The sequence below is a fragment of the Pseudarthrobacter sp. L1SW genome, from assembly GCF_020809045.1.
Lineage (GTDB): Bacteria > Actinomycetota > Actinomycetes > Actinomycetales > Micrococcaceae > Arthrobacter.
The window spans coordinates 126,984-144,499 of the sequence record NZ_CP078079.1 but is presented as its reverse complement, the minus strand read 5'-3'; the positions used below and the strand labels follow the sequence as shown (position 1 = coordinate 144,499).

The window sequence follows — 17,516 nt, the reverse complement described above, 5'->3', positions numbered from 1 at the left end:
GTCTTTATTATTCATAAGTCGGGAAGGTTTTAGCGATAGTCCTGGCAAACCTGCACCTTAGTGCGCCGCAATGTGTGAGAATTGTTGCCATGACGACAGACTCCACCCTCCGCTTTGGGGCACAGACGGACGAAGTGACCAGCCTGCTTCGAATCGTCAACCTGGTGCGGACGGGTGAAGCCACCACCCGCCCCGAAATCGGAAAGGTCACCGGCCTGGGCAGGGGCGTTGTGAGTCAGCGCGTTGACCAGGCCATTTCGATCGGCTTCCTCGGCGAGGGTGAATTCGGCGCCTCATCCGGTGGCCGCGCACCGCGCACGCTGCGCTTCCGGGCCGAGCAGGGGCGGATCATCATCTGCGCGCTTGGGGCGGCCCATATCCGGGTGGGTATAGCGGCGCTTGATGGCGACGTCGTGGACCACGTGCACCGTCACTGGGACATTGCCCAGGGACCTGAGAAGACCATCGACGCCGTGATGGCCCTCGTCGACGAGGTGCTCAAGAAGCATCCCGACGTGCCCGTCTGGAGCGTGGTGGTGGGACTGCCCGGCCCGGTCGACTTCGCCACAGGCCACCCGGTGGCACCGCCGATCATGCCCGGCTGGAACGGTTTCGATGTCCGGACTCCGTTTGAGGAGCGCTTTAATGCCCCCGTGTGGGTGGACAACGATTCCAACCTGCTGGCCCTTGGCGAACGCGCCCGCCGGCGCGACTCCCTGGTGGACCTCATCTACTGCAAAATCGGCTCGGGCATCGGAGCCGGCCTGCTGTCGAAGGGCAGGATCCATCGTGGCGCCAATGGCGCGGCAGGTGATATCGGCCATGTCCGGGTTTCGGATTCGGATGCCCAATGCCGCTGCGGCAAGATCGGCTGCCTGGAGGCGGTGGCCGGCGGCTGGGCCCTGGTGCGGGACGCAGAAGAGGCCATCAAGGACGGCGCCAACACCACACTTGCTGCGGCGGCCAGGAAGGGCGGGCTGTCACTGGAGGAGATCACCCTCGCAGCCCAGGCCGGGGACGCACTGGCGATCTCCCTCGTCCAGAAATCGGCCCGGGTAGCCGGCGAGACGATATCTGCGCTGGTGAACATGTTCAACCCCAGCGTGATTGTCATCGGCGGGGCCATGGGCTCGGCCGGTGAAGTTTTCCTCGCCGAAGTGCGGCAGCGCGTCTACGAACTGTCGCTGCCCCTTGCCACGCGGGACCTCACCATCACCCTCTCGGTGAATGATGAGCGGGAGCCGCTGCGCGGCGGAGCCGAACTGGCCCGCGAGCAGCTGTTTGATGTCACCTTCCCGCGCTGGTTCGCCGACGGACGGCCATCGCCGGAACGCATGTCCGTCCCCGCCTAGGTCCGCAGCTACGCAGCGGTAATTTCAGGCGACATCGCGCGACACGCTTGGAACCGGTACCCGGTCAAGCCCAAGCCGGGCCTCCAAATGGAACGGCAGGACCAGTGGAGAGCCGGGGTGGGCCTGCAGGTACGGCACCATCAGCAGGAGGTCGACGGCGACGTCATGCGGCCCCCTCGAGAGTTTGCGCTGGCCCTCCAGGACGAGCCTGTCCTGCACGAACCACCAGCCGGGCTCCGCCTGCAGGGCCGCGGGATGGACGCGCCGCGGCCCCAACATCACCGACAACTCCCCCGGCTCGACACCGACGCCGTCCACCGCCACGGACAGCCCGGCAATGCTGGACAGGGGCATGGAGCGGATCCATGGCAGGCCGAGCCGCAGCTCAAATCCCCCCGGAACAGCGGTCAGCGCATCTTCGCGCAAGGCGGTTTCCAACATGGCTTCCATCCTTTATTCTGAAACAGACATAAGTTTGTCGCTAACTAGCATAAAGGGGAAGACGCCCTATGGCTTCTGAACTTCCCGGCAGCTGGACCTTTTGCGCCAGCACCTTCAACTGGGCTCCGGAAATCATTGCTGCCCGCAGGACAGCCCAGGACATAGTTGCGGACATTGCCGACACCGCTGCGAAGACAGTTGAGCTGGAACCCGGCCTGGTGTGGCGGTCATTTCCCTCACCGGAAGGCGGTGAAGTAGACGGCCTGCGGGAGTCCCTGGCGGCCAAAGGCGGCCGCATCAGCATTGTTGGCGCCAGCCTGGACGACTTCACCCCACCAGCCCGTCCCCGGTCCCTGCAGGAGCGCCTGGACTTCCTGGTCCCGCAGCTGCGGGCCGCCCATCGGGTTGGCGCGAGCGGTGTCAGGCTGCCGATCGGGCAGGCGGGCGTGGACCTCCTCGCGCGGGTGCGGCCGCTGCTGCACGAACTGGACCTGGTGCTGTACGAGGAAATCCAGGGGCAGCAGGCTCCCGGAAGTCCCGCCGTCGAACCTGCCCTGGAAGTCATTGCCGGGCTTGCAGATGACCGTGTACGGGTCCTCGTGGATATCAGCATGCTGATGCCTGCACTTCCGGTCACCTACCTCGAAGAACTGTGGCAGGGCGGCATAGCCACGGAACTCATGGCCCGCCTTGAGAATGAGTGGCTCGATCCCGCCACTCATGAAGCCGTCACAGCCCTGCTCCGTTCAGGCAACGTGCCACCGCGGATCCACACCCTCTACATGAACCTGCTCATCCGCTTTGGCCGCAGCGATGCCTCGGAGCTGCAGGACATCCTGCCCCTGGTGGGCGCCTTCCACCTCAAGTTCTGGGACCTGGACGACGACGGCGGGCGGGTTTCACGGCCGCTGCGGGACCTGGGCGGCCTCCTGTGCCGGAACGGCTTCAGCGGCACGCTCACCAGTGAGTGGGGAGGCCACGAGTGGCTGCAGGATGACCCCACGGAGATGACGCGCAGCCACCTCGCACTGGCAGGGGCAGCACTCGCGGACGCAGTGCCGGCGGCCCAGACTCTCGGTGGCTAAGGCAACGCTCTATCACGGACGTCGCAACACGTGGCCTTCGACGGGTCCGAGCATCGCATGGTTAGCCCTGGGGATGAATGTTGTTGGCTTCTAGGTGGATATTTCGAGGTCCCGACAGGGCGGGTTCGTTGCGGTGGATAGTGTGACAGGCATGGAACCAGTTTTGAACTTTGGACGGCGTTGGGGCGCTCCTGTGGCGGCTGTCGTGTTCTTCTCCTTGTGGTGTGTTGCTGAAGCCGGCCGTATGAGTGGCGTTGGACCGAACGGAGCAGTGGGCAACGCCGGCTTGTTCACCTGGTCCGGGACTTGGCCGCTTGTGCTGACTACCCTGGCCATTGGTGTGGCCGTGTGGCAGCCTTTGGTCTCTCTAGCGCTGGTGGCGGCGCTTCTCGCAGGGCAGCTGACACATGATATCCCGGCGATGTACGCGAATCACTGGCCCATCTACTTCGGATCCTTCATTGCGCTGGGGTTTATCGTCTGGACCGCAGGTCGCCGAATGCGCATCATCGCAGGACTGGGAAATTTGGTGTTCGCCGGGGTTATGACGTTCCTGCTGATTTCGTGGAGGTACGGCGGGGGTGTTGGCTGGCTCTACCCCATGGAGGGCGGGGACAGCTTCCTTCTGCGCAGGTACGGGTGGCAGGTCTTCTCGGTGCTTGCTTTGGTTGCTGCAGCCTTTTACGTCATTGGTCTCGTTCTTGCCCTTTACCAGGAACGCGGCCATCTGTTCCGCTCCAGAGAGCTGGCCCAGAACATTCTTAAGGAAACTGAGGTGGACCTGATCGTTGAACAGGAGAGGACCCGGATAGCCAGGGACCTTCATGATGTTCTCGCTCATTCTCTGGCGGTTATCGCGGCTCAGGCCGACGGAACGCGATATTTGAGCGCTGACCAGCCAAAGCCCGTGCTCAATGCATTGGAGAATATCGCCGGATCTGCCCGTACCGCTCTCATCGACGCCCAGCGCGTCATCGAGGGAGTCCGGGAGGACGGCCAGGCGACTCCGCAGCCGCGACTCAGTGACATCAAGCCCCTGATTGAGGGGATGCAGGACAGCCTGAAGATCACCGTCACCGAAGCTGCGAGCCCGGCGGCCCTGTCGGACGGGCAGCAGGTTGCTGTCTTCCGGATTGTTCAGGAGTGCCTGACTAATGCCCTTAAGCACGGAGGGCAGGGGACCGCGGTAAGAGCGCATTTCGACTGGAGCGGACCGGGCCTGACACTGCATGTGGCATCAGGGACGAAAAGCACTCTGCAGGGAGATCAAGGCTCCTTGGAATCGGAACGGTTGGGAAGGGGTCTCCCTGGGATGAGGGAACGCGCCCACTTGGCAGGGGGCTGGCTGTCAGCAGGGCAAGACGGGGAGGAATTCCGGGTAGCGGTGTTCATTCCCTACCGGACCGGTGATGAGCGGCCTGCCGGCGAAGGCACCAGCACCGGTGAATCAATACTCAGTGGCAAGGATCATCCTGCAGCGGTAGGAGATAAGGATCGTGTCTGACGCGGCAGCCGGCATCAAAGTTTCACTGGTCGATGACCAGCCGCTGTTCAGGGCCGGGATCCAGATGTTGATCGAAAGCCAGAGCGACATGGAGTTCTGCGGGGAAGCCAGCGATGGCAAGGAAGCTGTCGCACTGGCTACCGAGAGGCGCCCGGACGTGATGCTGATGGACCTGCGCATGCCTGTCATGGACGGTGTTACCGCCATCCGGCACATCATTGAGTGGGCGGACGCGAACAACACCGACCGGCCAAGGATCATCGCCCTTACTACCTTCAACAGGGATAAGTCCGTCGTAGACGCCGTTCAGGCAGGTGCCAGCGGGTATCTGCTCAAAAGCGCCGAACCCGAGTTCTTGCTAGCAGCTATAAGGACCGTCCACTCAGGCTATTCAGTGATAGCGCCCGGCTCTGTGCATTCCCTGTTCGCGCACGCCGGCCAAAGCCAACCTGCCGACCCGGACCTGTCAGTCCTCAGCGTCCTCTCACCGCGAGAACGAGACGTTTTCCTGCTCGCCGCCAAAGGGCTCAGTAACGCGGTGATGGCCGAAGCTCTCTTTGTTTCCGAGGCCACTATTAAGAGCCACTTGCGCAGCGTACTGGACAAGCTGACGTTACGCACCCGCCTGCAATTGGTCGCCTTCGCCCACGAGCGCCGGCTCCTAGGCAGCTGATGGACATCACCACGACAGTTGCCATGAACCTGGTGTTTCTCACCACCCTCGGAATAGGCTTTGCACTCTTTTGCTGTCACCTGATTTTGGTCGCAAGCGCCCTGGTGCTTGTAGGCGTCGGCCGCTTAGCTTTTATCGCTTTGGACCGGCTAGTTAGATCCTTCGTGTAGCACGGTGAAGGATCCCTCAACGCGCAATCCTAGGAAGTGAGAGATACCGGGCATACTGTTATCGACGATCTCGAAAGCCCGGTCCGTCATTTGCTCAGCGGGAGGATATCTACGTGCTAACTGACCGCGCCCGCGAAAGCGGCTGATCCGGTGGTTCGTCGACGACGGGTGTTCAAGGAAGGCGCCTGGCGCTCCTTGGATCCAGTTGATCAGGGCATGGTTCTCGGCCTGCTGGTCGGCTCGTTACTCACCTTGCTGATGCGGCAGCTGCCCTGGATCGCAGTCGGAGTAGTTTTCGGCAACGGGATCGGTCACTTGATCGGCCGCCGAAATCGACACAACGTCGGTGAACACGCACTGAACAGCGACCCCTTGCCCAACATGGACCCTTACAAGGAAGAGACCCCCGAGCACCGAGTAGAACGACTGCGAGGGGGCGTCGACAAAGAACTTAGTGCAGCACTGAAAGCCCACCGTGAAGCATGGCGTCAGTACAGAGAGGACCCGGCGCCCAAAGCCGGGGAACAGGTGCCAACCGGGGATGAGCGATTCCTGGAGGAATTCGGCACAGAGCGAGGCCAGAAATTCATAGCAGCCAGCGGCGCCCTCAACAAAGAAGCGCAAAGCGTGCCCGACCCGGGCGGACCTCTCCTCGGCGAATACTATGACGCGCTGAAGGCCTGGGCAGACACCCATCCAGAAGTCGATCGTGCCGAACTTAATCTGATCATCAGCAGATTGCTCTGGGAACACCGATAAGCTGCACGCGATTCAGCAGTGATTCTTTATGGGACTGGCTATCGGTTGAGCCAGTACGCGTGCCCGATAGTTGCTGAAAGGTTGTTGTCGTTGCACTCGGGAAACTTGGCCCGCAGATCTTCCAAGTGGGGGCCATCCCAGGAGCGCCACACTAGGTTCGAGGCGTATTCGATGACATCCTGCGTTTTGTGCTTGGCCGTTTCGATCTCCTGTGATGAGAAAGTGCTGCCCAGTTCATGCTGTATGTCGATATAGCCCAAGCCATCCTCGACGTAGTGGCTGCCGTATCTCGTATTAAGGAGGTATAGGACGAATACTGCGTTCAGCACATCTAGTTTCTTGGCTTCCTCAATTTCCAGTTGCCGGCGCCGGAGATCGTCTTGCCTGCTTTTCTCTGCCATTTCCATCGCCCGGCTGAGTTCCCGTTCATAAGCTTCGAGTGGGAACCCTGGTGCGACTGATTGCATTCGTTCGATGGCTTGTTCCCGAGTCCATCCGCGGTATAAATGGCGGCGAGCATGCCAGCCCGCGCCAACCCTTATTTGAGCAACTGAGTCAGATTCACTGGCATCCTCTGGGTGGTTGTCGTGATCCGAGCGTCCGTCTTCGTTCCCCATCATCCAACCTTTGATCGCATCAATACCAATCCCCTGAGCCGAGGGCACTTCAACTCGAACTGTAGGCGCTTCAGGGATGGGCAATGTCCCGGAGAGTCAGTGTTCGTCCGCCTACATCTACGCGGATAAATCCCTCATCTTGAGAGAAGCCGTCGTAGCTCCAACCAAAGACAATCAGCGCCTCTGCCGCAAGCAAGAGGAATCTTGCTCTTGTCTCCTCATTAGTGAACTCGTAGGGCTCAATCTGTCCCAGGAGTTTTGCGGTAGGACTGGCCCCGAAAGACTGAAACCGTCGGAGAATGAACTCTTGCCCAGTTTCAGGATCAGTCAACATGTCGCCGGTAACTTCAAAGGGAATAACTGCCTCCCCGACAGTCATTTTGAAGGCGGCTCCGGGGCGATGTGCCAACCCGGCTACCCTTTGCAACGTAACCAGACGATCTGGGTCAGCAACGTACTTGAGCCCCAAGAGTGGATCTTTGTACTCGCGCTTATAGATGTCGAACATACTCGTTCCTTGTCTGTAAGGGTCGCCCCGATTGCACGCGGGCTGTTTACAGGGGTAGTCCTCAGCTTCGCTGCTATCTGGCACAGCTTACTTCCGGGCAGCGTTCCTGGATTCAGGTTGCGGCCCACAACAGAGCCTGGAGGTGAAGTTCCACTAGTAATCCATACCGTCTCGAATACCGTTCGACCGCAGGCGCCCGCTAGCCGGTCCTCCACCGGCCGCCGTTGCGTCCCATTAGCCTGCGTCAAGATTCCCGGCGTTCCGCGGTTACCAGATTCCCGTAAGACCCGCCCGCAAAACTGCCCGATCATGGGGCCCTAAACGCCACACTCGGCGCCGTGTTTATCGGCTACGCCCGCGTCTCCACCAACACTCAAGATCTGACCGCCCAGCGCGACGCTCTTGCGGCCGCCGGCGTGGATCCCGACGCTATCTACGTCGATCACGGATTCACCGGCAGCCAACGCGAACGGCCCGGCCTTGGCAAGGCCTTGGCCGCATGCCGCAGCGGTGACACCCTTGTGGTGACCAAGCTTGATCGCCTCGCCGGGTCGCTACCCGACGCCAGGGACGTCGCGGACGAGCTCACCCGCAAAGGGGTCGCCCTCAACCTAGGCGGCAGCGTCTACGACCCGCACGATCCAGGAGGGAAGCTGCTATTCAACGTCTTAGGCATGGTTGCCGAGTTTGAAGCCGACCTCATCCGCGCCAGGACAAGGGAAGGAATGGCAGTGGCAAAAGCCAAGGGCCGGCTGCGAGGGAAACAACCAAAGCTCTCGAAAGCCCAAGAGGCGCACCTCGTTAGCCTCCATCAAGGCGGGGTGCACACCACCACGGAGATTGCCGAGCTATTCGGCATCGCTCGCTCCACGGTCTACCGCGCCATCCAGCGAGCAACACCAGCGCCGCCCAGGTGACAAATAGCGCCGCAAAAAGACCGCCATCTATCACCGAAAGTCACAGGTAGAGGGTTCGCCAAAATGCCGCATCAGCTGAGAGAGCGATCCCTGATTTCTTGCAGAAAGTGAGAGAGGGTTGGCAAGAACGGGCAAACGGCAGAAACGGCCGGCCCCGGGGTTTCCGGGACCGGCCGTTTCTGCCGTCAACTCATTCGTGGCGGGCTGCTACTTGGTGCTGAAGGCGGCGTCGAAGGCCGCGGCGGAGGGCTCGTAGCTGGAGAGCCGGCGCACGAACGCGAGCGCCTCGGGCGCACCGTCCAGCCGGTCCATTCCGGCGTCCTCCCACTCCACAGACAGGGGGCCGCGGTAGCCGATGGAGTTAAGCATCCGGAACGCATCCTCCCACGGAACGTCGCCGTGGCCGGTGGAGATGAAATCCCAGCCGCGGCGCGGATCAGCCCACGCCAGGTGGGATGACAACCGGCCGTTGCGCCCGTTGCTGAGCCGCTTCTTCGTGTCCTTACAGTGCACGTGGTAGATGCGGTCCTTGAAGTCCCACAGGAAGCCCACCGGATCGATGTCCTGCCACACCATGTGGCTCGGGTCCCAGTTCAGCCCGAAAGCCTCCCGGTGCCCGATCGCCTCGAGGGCACGCTGGGTGGTCCAGTAGTCGTACGCGATCTCGGACGGATGCACCTCGTGGGCGAACCGGACCCCCACCTCGTCGAACACGTCGAGGATGGGGTTCCAACGGTCGGCGAAGTCCTGGTAGCCGGCGTCGACCATCTTTTCGGAGGCGGGCGGGAACATGGTCACGTACTTCCAGATGGACGAGCCCGTGAAGCCTGTCACCGTCTTCACCCCGAGCCTGGCGGCGAGCCGGGCAGTATTTTTAATCTCCTCGGCGGCGCGGCGGCGCACTCCTTCAGGATCGCCGTCGCCCCACACCACATCCGGCAGGATGCCGCGGTGCCGTTCGTCGATGGGGTCATCGCACACGGCCTGGCCCTTGAGGTGGTTGGAGATGGTCCACACCTTGAGGCCATGGCGTTCCAGGATGTCGAGTTTTCCTTGCACGTACGCGTCGTCGTCCCAGCGCCACGGGTCCAGGTGGTCGCCCCAGCAGGCAATTTCCAGCCCGTCGTAGCCCCACTCGCCGGCGAGCCGGGCCACCTCCTCGAACGGCAGGTCGGCCCACTGGCCGGTGAACAAGGTGATTGGTCGTGCCATCTGTTTTCCCCTCCTACGAAACCTGCGCCGGGACGTCGGCTGCAACGCGCGTCCAGGCGGAATCATTTTCGGAACTGCGCTCGACGGCCTCGAGCACGCGCTGCACCTTCAGCCCGTCAGCGAACGTGGGATGCGGGTCGGTGGCGCCCACGATGCCCTCCACGAGGTCCTTGACCTGGTGCGAGAACCCGTGCTCGTAGCCGAGCATGTGGCCGGCAGGCCACCACGCCGAAACGTAGGGATGCACCGCTTCAGTGACCAGGATCTTCCGGAAACCCTGGCGATCCCCGGGCACCGTGCGATCGTAGAACTGGACACTGTTGAGGTCCTCGAGGTCGAAGGCCAACGCGCCCTTGTCCCCCGAGACCTCGATCTGCAGCGCGTTCTTCCGGCCGGTGGCAAAGCGGGAGGCCTCGAAGGAGGCCAGCGCCCCTGATTCGAAGCGGCCGGTGAAGATAGCGATATCGTCCACCGTCACCTGGCCGTAGCCGGAACCGGCCCTGCCGGACAGGCCGGAGCCTGAGTCCAGCAACGGCCGCTCCTTGACGATGGTGTCGATGGTTCCGGACACCTTCTCCAGGTTCAGCCCGGTGACGAACTGGGCCAGGTCGATGGCGTGGGCGCCGATGTCGCCCAGCGCCCCGGATCCGGCGTGTTCCTTCTGCAGGCGCCAGGCCAGCGGCATTTCCGGGTCCACCAGCCAGTCCTGCCGGTACGAGGCACGCACCTGGTTGATGGTCCCCACGGCACCCTCGGCGATAAGGTCCCGCAGGAACGTGACGGCGGGAACGCGGCGGTAGGTGAAACCCACCATCGCACGGACACCGCGGGCAGCAGCCCGTTCAGCCGCCTCCGCCATGGCCTCCGCCTCGGCCACCGTATTTGCCAGCGGCTTCTCGCACAGGACGTGCTTTCCGGCCTCAAGTGCCGCGATGGCTATCTCCGCATGGGAGTCGCCGGGGGTGACGATGTCGACGACGTCGATATCGTCCCGCGTGATGACCTCACGCCAGTCTGTGGCCGCCTCAGCCCAGCCCCACTTGTGTGCGGCAGCAGCCACCGCTTCAGCGTTCCGGCCCACAATCACCGCCATGTCCGGCTCGGCCGGGAGGTCGAACACCCGCGGTGCGGTGCGCCAGCCCTGTGAGTGGGCGGCGCCCATGAAGCCGTAACCGATCATGGCCACACGGAGGGTGGTCATGCCAGCACCACCTTGCGCTCGACCGCCACCCGGTTTCCGACGTAGCGCATGGGTGCTATCTGCATGTAGAGCAGGCGGAGGGTGAGAATGACCTCGACGTCGATCTCCTCGCCGGCGTCGGGGACTCGGTCCAGCGGGATGATGATGTCCGGTTTGTCGGCCACGAACCACAGGGTTTCCCACTGCTCGGGGAGTTCCGCGATGCTGTAGGACTTGCCCTGGAGTTCGAAGCGGAGGGACTCCTTGGGGATCTCCACCCCGTTGACTGTTGCCGCGACGTCGTCAACCGCGGAGAGCCAGAGGCTGCGGTACCAGGGCAGTTGCACAGAGACCGAAATGCCCTCGGGGTGCCTGCGGACATCGGCGTCCTGGAACAGGGAGTTGTGAGTTGCCATGGGCTTTCCTTACTTGAACGTATCGACGAAGGTGTCGTGGGGTACCGGGGGCAGTGGATCCAGCCTCTGCCGCGCGGTTGGGCTGTACGGGTGGTATTCCTGGGGCACAGGTTCATCGGCGGGTGGCATGAACACCGGCTTGCCGTCGTCGCCGAAGTACATCAGGTCCAGTGCGAAGGCGTGCTGGTTCTTCTCGGCGAAGCTGATCCAGTTCTCCTCGAACGGGGCCCGCAGCAGCTCGTAGCAGCGGAACTTCCAGATCTTCCATTCGCCGTCCTGGCGCAGGAAGTCCACGGCGTACTTGCACCACACCCAGTGGGCCCAGACCTTCTTGCCCTGGACCTCGCCCGGCGAATACATGTAGTCCGGGCTGTCCTTGGCCACCTCAGGGTCAGTCAGGCCGGACTCGTTGCCGGTCATGATCCAGACACCCTTGGCGGTTTCGCCGTCGGCAGCCACTTCGATGACCGGGGTGGTGGTGTAGTGCAGAATCAGCTTTCCCTCGGGCCGGGGGCGGCCCTGGTGGTAGCGGATGACGCTGTCGTACTCCGTGTACTGGCCGGCGTTGGTGTACCTGGCCCGGATTCCTGGGGTCCCAGGTTTCACCCACAGCGGGATGATCTGTTCATCCTCGAAGGCGTTGTGCAGGTACATGTAGCGGTTGAACAGGTTCTCGATGTCACCGCGGTCATTGGCCCGGCGGGCCAGTTTCAGGGCTTCGGCGAGCTCGCCCCGGAGGCGTTCCACCTCGGCCACAAGATCGGTATCGATGGCAGACATTGGGCCTCCTTAGGCGGGAACGACTGAGTCTTCGATGGCGCGGCGCATCAGGGCATGCTGCTTCTTGACCAGGTCGATGGGGTCTGATTCGCCCAGATCGGCGAAGGCATGTCCCTCCCACTCGCTGGACAGGAAGCCCTGGTAGCCGCCCTTGACGAACTGGCGCACAATGCGCGGGATGTCCATGGCGGGCTCGTTGCCGTTCTCGTCGATGTCGTAGAACTTGGCGTGCACGTGGAACATCTGGGGCATGATGTCCAGCCACTCCTCCGGCGGGACCAGCCCGTGCATGTTGAAGGCGAGCCGGGTGAACGGGCCCAGCCGGGCGGGATCGAAGTTGTTCTCCCTCAGGTAGTCCTCGAACTCCTGGTTGCGCTCCTGCATGGGCAGGGGTTTGCGCCAGATCTCCTGCATCACCGCGAAGTGCTCCTCCGGCAGGCCCATCTGCGTCAGGGTGCGGAACAGCGTGGGCGAGAGGCTGTGCATGGTGGAGCTGAAGTCGGCCGTGAAGCCCAGCCGGTCGCTTCCCAGTTCCTCGTACATTTCGCGGATCTGGAGGATTTTGGGATCGTTCGGGCCCTGCGGGGCGTGGATTTCGTAGCCGAGCTTCTGGTCGTACTTTTCGGCCAAGGGCAGCAGCCGGCGGAGCAACTCCTTGCCGGCGGAGCGGATCACGATCTTGTGGAAGCCGAGGGTGTTCGCCGTCTTCAGCTGCCGTGCAAAGAAGTCGTACTCCTCATCCGGCGTCATGTCCCGGTCCTTGCGCCGCCCCATGTCCAGGTTGGTGCCCACGGCACTGGGGGTCAGGCCGTAGCGGTCCATGCTGTCGCGCCATAGTTTCGCGAAGTCGTTGTCGACGTCGGGGTAGGTGCGCAGCATCTGCGCGATGTTGAATTCGACGCCGGGGCCGAGGCCTTCGTCGGCGACCGCTTGTATCAGCGTCTCGGGCGTGTAGAGCCCGGCGGCGAATTCGGAGGTGAGTGAATAGAGGGTGATGCCAAGCTCGATGCCCGAGCCTGCGATGCCTTCTGACATGTCGTATTCCTTTGTTTCAGCCGCGGACGGGCTGGGCGAGGTGGCTGCTGAGGATGCGGCGGGCTTCGGCGGCATCGGTGATCATGGCGGAACCGGCGTCGGCTGCTGCCGAGCGCTGGATGGCCTGTTCGCTGCGGATGATCTCGAACGGGTCCTGCCAGTTGTTCCAGTGCCAGCCCTCGTATTCGCTGGAGATGGCACCGGAGTACCCGTTCTCCACGAGCTGCCGGACCAGGCCACGCACCGGCACGGAGGGCTCTTCGCCGTTCTCGTCGATCCCGAAGAACTTGCCGTGCACGTGGCGCACCCACGGCATGATCTCCAGCCAGGTGTCCAGCGGCGCAGGACCGAAAAGGCCCGTTCCGTTGATGCCGAAATCGATGCCGAGGTCCGGCCTGCCGTTCCGGGCAGCCAGGCCGATGAAGGCACCGAAACGCTCTCCGTGGACCTTCTGGGTGTTGGGAGGTCCTTCTGCATAGAAGCCGTTCCACAGCTCAACCACCTGCCGGAGCAGGTCCTCTGAGGCGCCGCGACGGCGGTAGGCCTCCAGGAGGGAGGGGGCAAAGCCGGTGACGGTGGCACCCCAGTCCGCGGTGAAGCCGAGCAGCGGGGAGTCAAGCTTTTCGTAGCGGTCACGCAGTGCGAGGACCCGCTCGTGCGCGCCGTGCTGGTCCGCATGGACTTCCAGGGCAAGGGTGACGCCGTACTTCTCGGCCACGGGCAGCAGGCTTTCCATGGCGTCGGGCGTCAGCGAGATCTGCACGCGGGCGATCGGGAAGCCGAGCCGGGCGGCCACCTCGATCTGCTTGCGCATGTACTCGACCAGCTCGTCGTGGTTCATAAGCCGGTCCCGGCGGATGCCGGTGTCCACGTTGACGGCCAGCGATGTGGGGATGAGGTCCACTTCTGCCACCAGGTCGCGGAACTGCCCCACGAAGTTGTCGTCGATGTGGTCCGGGAAGCCGCGGAGGCTGGAGAAGCCAATGACTTCCAGCCCCGGGCCGAAGCCTTCGGCCGCCACCTTGCGGATGAGGCCTGCGAGGTCGTACTGCCGGCCGTGGAAGGCCCGGGTGAAGCTGTAGAGGGTGACGCCCTGGATCGGCGTGCCAAGGCTTGTCATCGCTGTGCCGCCTTCATGGTCTTGGTGTCGTGCTCTTCGATGTGCAGCACGCCGTGGTCGGTGATGATGTAGGGGATGTAGAGCTTCAGGTCCACCCGGACCTCGTGCTCCGTCTGGTCGTCGCGCACGGGAAGGTCGCCGGACAGGACGGCAGAATCCAGCGGGAACCACCATTCGCCGGTCTCGTCAACGAGTTCCTCGAAGCTGAACGTGCGGTTGTTCATGGTCCAGCGCAGCGAGTCTTCCGGTGCGGCCACGCCGTCAACCGTCAGCGCCGCCCCGGCGATGCAGGAGCCGGGGAGCGCGCGGTACCACGGGATGCGGACTTCGACGGCGGCCCGGCCGTCGCGGGTTGTGAGTGTTCCTTGCTCGATTATGCGGTCGGCAATCATCGAGACCTCCTTGTCTGCGGCATGCCCTGCCACTTCTTCATTATTTACTCATTCTATTGTCTGAATTGGACATAAGTAAAGAGCTGTTGAGCTTTTCTGCAACTTTTCGTGCTCCACGCACGGCGAGCGCGACCGCCGTCAGCGTGGGGTTGCACGCCGTCGCTGTGGGGATGACGCCATTGCCGGCCACGAAGAGGCCTGGGACCTGCCATACCTCACTGTCGGGCGAACAGACGCTTTCGCCGTCGTCCGTCCGCCCCATGCGCGTGGTGCCCTGGTAGTGCAGGGACGCGCCGGGAGGGAGGGCGAAAGGCCGCTCGTCGAGCGGCTCGCCCACAGCCTTGCCCAGGCGGACGATCTCCTGCCTGGCCCGCTCCAGCACCTCGTGGTCGCGCTCGGTGAGGCGGTAGTGGATCCGCATCGCGGGCATCCCGTACGAGTCGCGGGCGCCGTCGTCGAACGCCACCCTGTCCTCGCGCTGCAGGTCCTTGGCACAGAACAGGCCAAGCCCCACGATCGATCCCGGAACAACCGGGTCGTCCTCCGCCAGCGGGACGGGGGACGCATCCAGCTGCATGATCTGGCCGTGGAAGGGAGCTTCATCCGTGTAGGGAACCCAGGCTACGCCGCTCTGTTCACTGAGCGCACCGTCCGCAGCCGCGGGTCCTTGCGGGGCCGTGACGCCGCGCAGCCTGCTGGCGAACACCACCTGCGCCTGGTCGTTGAGGTAGCGGCCCAGGGCATCCGGCCGGATTCCTGAAGCCCACAGCAGCTGCGGGGTGCGGAGGGCATCCGCACCCACCACCACGTACCGGGCGGACACCTGGTGTGTCCCGCCGGTGCGGCGGTCCTGGACTTCAACGCCGGCAGCCACCCCGTCCTCCACCAGCACCCGCGTCACCAGGGACTCATCAAAGAGGTGGAACTGCGGGTTTTCCCGGGTCACGTCCCCCATCACCACGTCGGAGCCTGACCAGACGAGGCCGCCGTCCTCCCGCCGGTGTACGGCAAGCGGCATGGGCTGTACCCGGAAGGCCGGTCCCCTGCCGTTGTCCACCACTGCCGCGAGGCGTTCGCGGACCAGGTCCGAGAAGGGAGCGCCGTCGAAAGCGTGGGTGGTGACGCCGAGCAGGCGGTCGGCGTCGTCCAGGAGGTCCTCCAGGTCAGGGAGGAACGGGATCCGCTCCTTGCCTCCCGGCCGGGGGCAGGCAGCCGTCCAGTGGGCAGCCATGCCGCCCACGTTGCTGGACATGGCCGCCACAGGCATGCCATCCTCGCCGGGGAAGGCATAGCCGTCCTGCAGGAGGTAGGTTCCGGGCCTGGCACGGCGTTCTCCACTCTTGACAGCACCTGGAGAGCTGACAGTTTCGGCACCTGCTCCGGGTCCCTCCGAGGCCCGCTGCGCACTGCTGCGGCGCTCAGGATCCTCGATGTTCTTGACGTGCGCCCCGGGCGGGTTGCTCACGGTGGGGCCTACCTCGAACATGGCGATGGTGGCACCGGGGGCTTCCTCGCTCAGGATCCGGGCATAGGCCGATGCCGTGGGACCACTGCCGACGATGGCGACGTCGACGGCGGCGGGGTACCGGTGGCCGCTCACCGTCCGGCCACCAGTTCCTGGATGCGGCGCACCGACTTTGCCGACTCGATCGTTGGGTAGTACTCGAGCCCGATTGGGCCGGTGTAGCCGCTGTTCTGCAGGTCGGCGAGCCGTGCGTGCCAGTCGATGGAGCCGGAACCCGGTTCACCGCGGCCGGGAGCGTCGGCGATCTGGACGTACTTGACCAGGTCCCCGGCATTGGCGAGCTCGGCAGCCACGTCCTCGCCCTCCACAGTGGAGTGGTAGAGGTCGTAGAGCACGCCGAAGTTGGGCGAGTTGACGCCCTTGGCGACGTAGACGGCCTCCGAGGTCCGGTCCAGGAGCGCCCCGGGGTGGTCCACGCGGATGTTCACCGGTTCGAGGACCAGGGTAATGCCCGAGCCTTCAATGTGCGCCGTGCCTTTGGTGAAGATTTCGATCAGTTCGTCCAGCTGGTCCTGGCGCTTCCGGCCGCCGAACCCTGTGCCGCTGCCCACCACGATCCGGGGGCAGCCGAGCTGCTGTGCCACGGCTACGCCTGCATCAAGGCCGGCGTAGAACGGCTCGTGGTTCTTCGGCGGGATCATGAACTGCATCCGGGGCTCGGCCAGCTGCGCAGTGAGCTGGACGCCGGTTTCCTCGAGGGCGTCCTTGAGGGCGGGAATGTCCTTGCCGGTGGGCCCCCACATTTCAACGGCGTCGAAGCCGGCGTCGGCTGCTGCGCGGACGCGGTCAGCGGCGCTGGCCCCTGCTTCCGAGAACAAAAGGTCGATATTGGGCGCAAGCTGGTACATGCGGGTCTCCTGGGTGGTTGGGAATTTTAGGTAAGAAATGTGCGACGGCGGCGCGCAGCGCAAACGGGTTTTGGGCGCAAGCTATCGCGGCCGGTCGATGGTGCGGTTGGGTGCCCTCCACGGTGTGCGGAGGACGGCGGGGTTCAGCCCTTCAGGCCGCCGGAGAAGCCCTGGATGAAGCGCTTCTGCGCGAACAGGAACAGGGCAAGGATGGGGACCATGGACACGATCACGATGGCGAAGATCGAGTTCCATTCGGACACCAGTGAGCCGATGTAGTAGTACATGGCAACCGGCAGGGTCTGGTTGGCGGAACCGCCCAGGAAGATCAGGGAGGTGAAGAAGTCGTTCCAGACGATGAGCCCGGCGAAGATGGTCACAGTTCCCGTGGCCGGCGCCATCATGGGCAGCACCACTTTGGAGAAGATCTGGGTCTTGCTGGCACCGTCGATGGTGGCGGCTTCCTCATAGTCGGTTCCGAGCCCGCGGAAGAAGTTGGAATACAGGAAGATCGAAAGCGGCAGGAGCATGCCGGTGTAGAGGATGATCATGCCCCAGGCGGATCCCGTCAGGCCCAGGGCCCGGGCCCCCATGTAAAGGGGTACGGCGCCAAGCTGGCCGGGGAGGATGATCGCGATCAGGAACAGGTAGTACGTGCCTTTGCTCCAGCGTGCGGTGCTGCGGGAGATGACGTAGCCGGTGATCGAGCCGAGCGCGATGAGTCCCACGATGCTGCCTGCAGTGATGATGGTGCTGTTCACAAGCCCCATCACGACGTTGGAGTTGCCTGTGGCGGTGAGGACGTCGATGAAGTTGCTGAAGTCCGGACTCTTTGGCAGCGCCAGCGGCGAGGTGGTGTACATCTCGCTGTCCGGCTTCAGTGCGGTGGTCACCAGGAAGTAGAACGGGGCGAGGAAGAGCAGGGCAAGGGCCCAGAGGCCAACTTCGCGGAGCAGGGTGAATTTGGTGTAGCGGAACATGT

At 63.5% G+C, this 17,516-nt stretch carries 19 protein-coding genes; 6 read left to right on the top strand and 13 right to left on the bottom strand.

Annotated elements, in window-relative coordinates; genetic code table 11:
- Nucleotides 1-89: 89 nt before the first annotated feature.
- Nucleotides 90-1,352 carry an ROK family protein gene (locus KTR40_RS00710; protein WP_228404959.1) on the top strand — a complete coding sequence of 421 codons (1,263 nt, stop codon included), beginning with the start codon at nt 90-92 and terminating at the stop codon, nt 1,350-1,352.
- 24 nt (nt 1,353-1,376) lie between these two features.
- Here KTR40_RS00710 and KTR40_RS00705 read toward each other — a convergent pair whose 3' ends face one another.
- Entirely contained in the window at nt 1,377-1,793 is a 417-nt protein-coding gene (locus KTR40_RS00705) for a DUF6379 domain-containing protein (protein WP_228404958.1), read from the bottom strand.
- A gap of 68 nt (nt 1,794-1,861) precedes the next feature.
- On the opposite strand from KTR40_RS00705, the gene KTR40_RS00700 reads away from it, so the two are divergent.
- The 4 genes from KTR40_RS00700 to KTR40_RS00685 all read left to right on the top strand — a co-directional run bounded on the left by KTR40_RS00700 (nt 1,862) and on the right by KTR40_RS00685 (nt 5,984).
- Complete coding sequence (locus KTR40_RS00700) at nt 1,862-2,878, top strand: restriction endonuclease subunit R (protein WP_139027374.1); 1,017 nt, start codon at nt 1,862-1,864, stop codon at nt 2,876-2,878.
- Nucleotides 2,879-3,029: 151 nt separating this feature from the next.
- Entirely contained in the window at nt 3,030-4,382 is a 1,353-nt protein-coding gene (locus tag KTR40_RS00695; protein ID WP_228404957.1) for a sensor histidine kinase, read from the top strand.
- The gene (locus tag KTR40_RS00690) at nt 4,375-5,055 is read left to right on the top strand and encodes a response regulator transcription factor (RefSeq protein ID WP_139027372.1); all 681 of its coding nucleotides are present in this window, start codon (nt 4,375-4,377) and stop codon (nt 5,053-5,055) included. The genes KTR40_RS00695 and KTR40_RS00690 overlap by 8 nt, the downstream gene beginning before the upstream one ends.
- A 365-nt stretch (nt 5,056-5,420) precedes the next feature.
- Complete coding sequence (locus KTR40_RS00685; RefSeq protein WP_228404956.1) at nt 5,421-5,984, top strand: hypothetical protein; 564 nt, start codon at nt 5,421-5,423, stop codon at nt 5,982-5,984.
- A 38-nt stretch (nt 5,985-6,022) separates the two neighbouring features.
- On the opposite strand, the gene KTR40_RS00680 is transcribed toward KTR40_RS00685, so the two are convergent.
- The gene (locus KTR40_RS00680) at nt 6,023-6,685 is read right to left on the bottom strand and encodes a hypothetical protein (protein WP_228404955.1); all 663 of its coding nucleotides are present in this window, start codon (nt 6,683-6,685) and stop codon (nt 6,023-6,025) included.
- The gene (locus tag KTR40_RS00675) at nt 6,672-7,109 is read right to left on the bottom strand and encodes a hypothetical protein (RefSeq protein WP_139027369.1); all 438 of its coding nucleotides are present in this window, start codon (nt 7,107-7,109) and stop codon (nt 6,672-6,674) included. Before KTR40_RS00675 ends, KTR40_RS00680 begins: the two co-directional genes overlap by 14 nt.
- 338 nt (nt 7,110-7,447) lie before the next feature.
- Here KTR40_RS00675 and KTR40_RS00670 point away from each other — a divergent pair, with 338 nt between their 5' ends.
- Entirely contained in the window at nt 7,448-8,026 is a 579-nt protein-coding gene (locus KTR40_RS00670) for a recombinase family protein (protein ID WP_228404954.1), read from the top strand.
- A 207-nt stretch (nt 8,027-8,233) separates the two neighbouring features.
- Here KTR40_RS00670 and KTR40_RS00665 read toward each other — a convergent pair whose 3' ends face one another.
- From KTR40_RS00665 to KTR40_RS00620, 10 genes are all read right to left on the bottom strand, one after another.
- Nucleotides 8,234-9,238, bottom strand: coding sequence for a sugar phosphate isomerase/epimerase (locus KTR40_RS00665; protein ID WP_228404953.1), 1,005 nt, complete (start codon nt 9,236-9,238; stop codon nt 8,234-8,236).
- Between the two features lie 13 nt (nt 9,239-9,251).
- The gene (locus KTR40_RS00660) at nt 9,252-10,439 is read right to left on the bottom strand and encodes a Gfo/Idh/MocA family protein (protein WP_228404951.1); all 1,188 of its coding nucleotides are present in this window, start codon (nt 10,437-10,439) and stop codon (nt 9,252-9,254) included.
- Nucleotides 10,436-10,834: a DUF6379 domain-containing protein gene (locus KTR40_RS00655; RefSeq protein ID WP_120692592.1), complete on the bottom strand. Its 399-nt coding sequence runs from the start codon at nt 10,832-10,834 to the stop codon at nt 10,436-10,438. The genes KTR40_RS00660 and KTR40_RS00655 overlap by 4 nt, the downstream gene beginning before the upstream one ends.
- Before the next feature lie 9 nt (nt 10,835-10,843).
- The gene (locus tag KTR40_RS00650) at nt 10,844-11,614 is read right to left on the bottom strand and encodes a nuclear transport factor 2 family protein (RefSeq protein WP_228404949.1); all 771 of its coding nucleotides are present in this window, start codon (nt 11,612-11,614) and stop codon (nt 10,844-10,846) included.
- 9 nt (nt 11,615-11,623) lie between these two features.
- On the bottom strand, nt 11,624-12,649 hold the full coding sequence (locus tag KTR40_RS00645) for a sugar phosphate isomerase/epimerase (protein WP_139027364.1): 1,026 nt from the start codon (nt 12,647-12,649) through the stop codon (nt 11,624-11,626).
- A gap of 16 nt (nt 12,650-12,665) precedes the next feature.
- Nucleotides 12,666-13,769, bottom strand: coding sequence for a sugar phosphate isomerase/epimerase (locus KTR40_RS00640; protein WP_139027363.1), 1,104 nt, complete (start codon nt 13,767-13,769; stop codon nt 12,666-12,668).
- Nucleotides 13,766-14,161 carry a DUF6379 domain-containing protein gene (locus KTR40_RS00635; RefSeq protein ID WP_139027362.1) on the bottom strand — a complete coding sequence of 132 codons (396 nt, stop codon included), beginning with the start codon at nt 14,159-14,161 and terminating at the stop codon, nt 13,766-13,768. Before KTR40_RS00635 ends, KTR40_RS00640 begins: the two co-directional genes overlap by 4 nt.
- A gap of 40 nt (nt 14,162-14,201) precedes the next feature.
- Nucleotides 14,202-15,761 (bottom strand): GMC oxidoreductase, encoded by a 1,560-nt coding sequence (locus tag KTR40_RS00630; protein ID WP_228404948.1) that lies wholly within the window; start codon nt 15,759-15,761, stop codon nt 14,202-14,204.
- Nucleotides 15,758-16,534 (bottom strand): TIM barrel protein, encoded by a 777-nt coding sequence (locus KTR40_RS00625; protein ID WP_228404946.1) that lies wholly within the window; start codon nt 16,532-16,534, stop codon nt 15,758-15,760. The genes KTR40_RS00630 and KTR40_RS00625 overlap by 4 nt, the downstream gene beginning before the upstream one ends.
- Before the next feature lie 143 nt (nt 16,535-16,677).
- Complete coding sequence (locus KTR40_RS00620) at nt 16,678-17,514, bottom strand: carbohydrate ABC transporter permease (RefSeq protein ID WP_139027359.1); 837 nt, start codon at nt 17,512-17,514, stop codon at nt 16,678-16,680.
- Nucleotides 17,515-17,516: the final 2 nt, after the last annotated feature.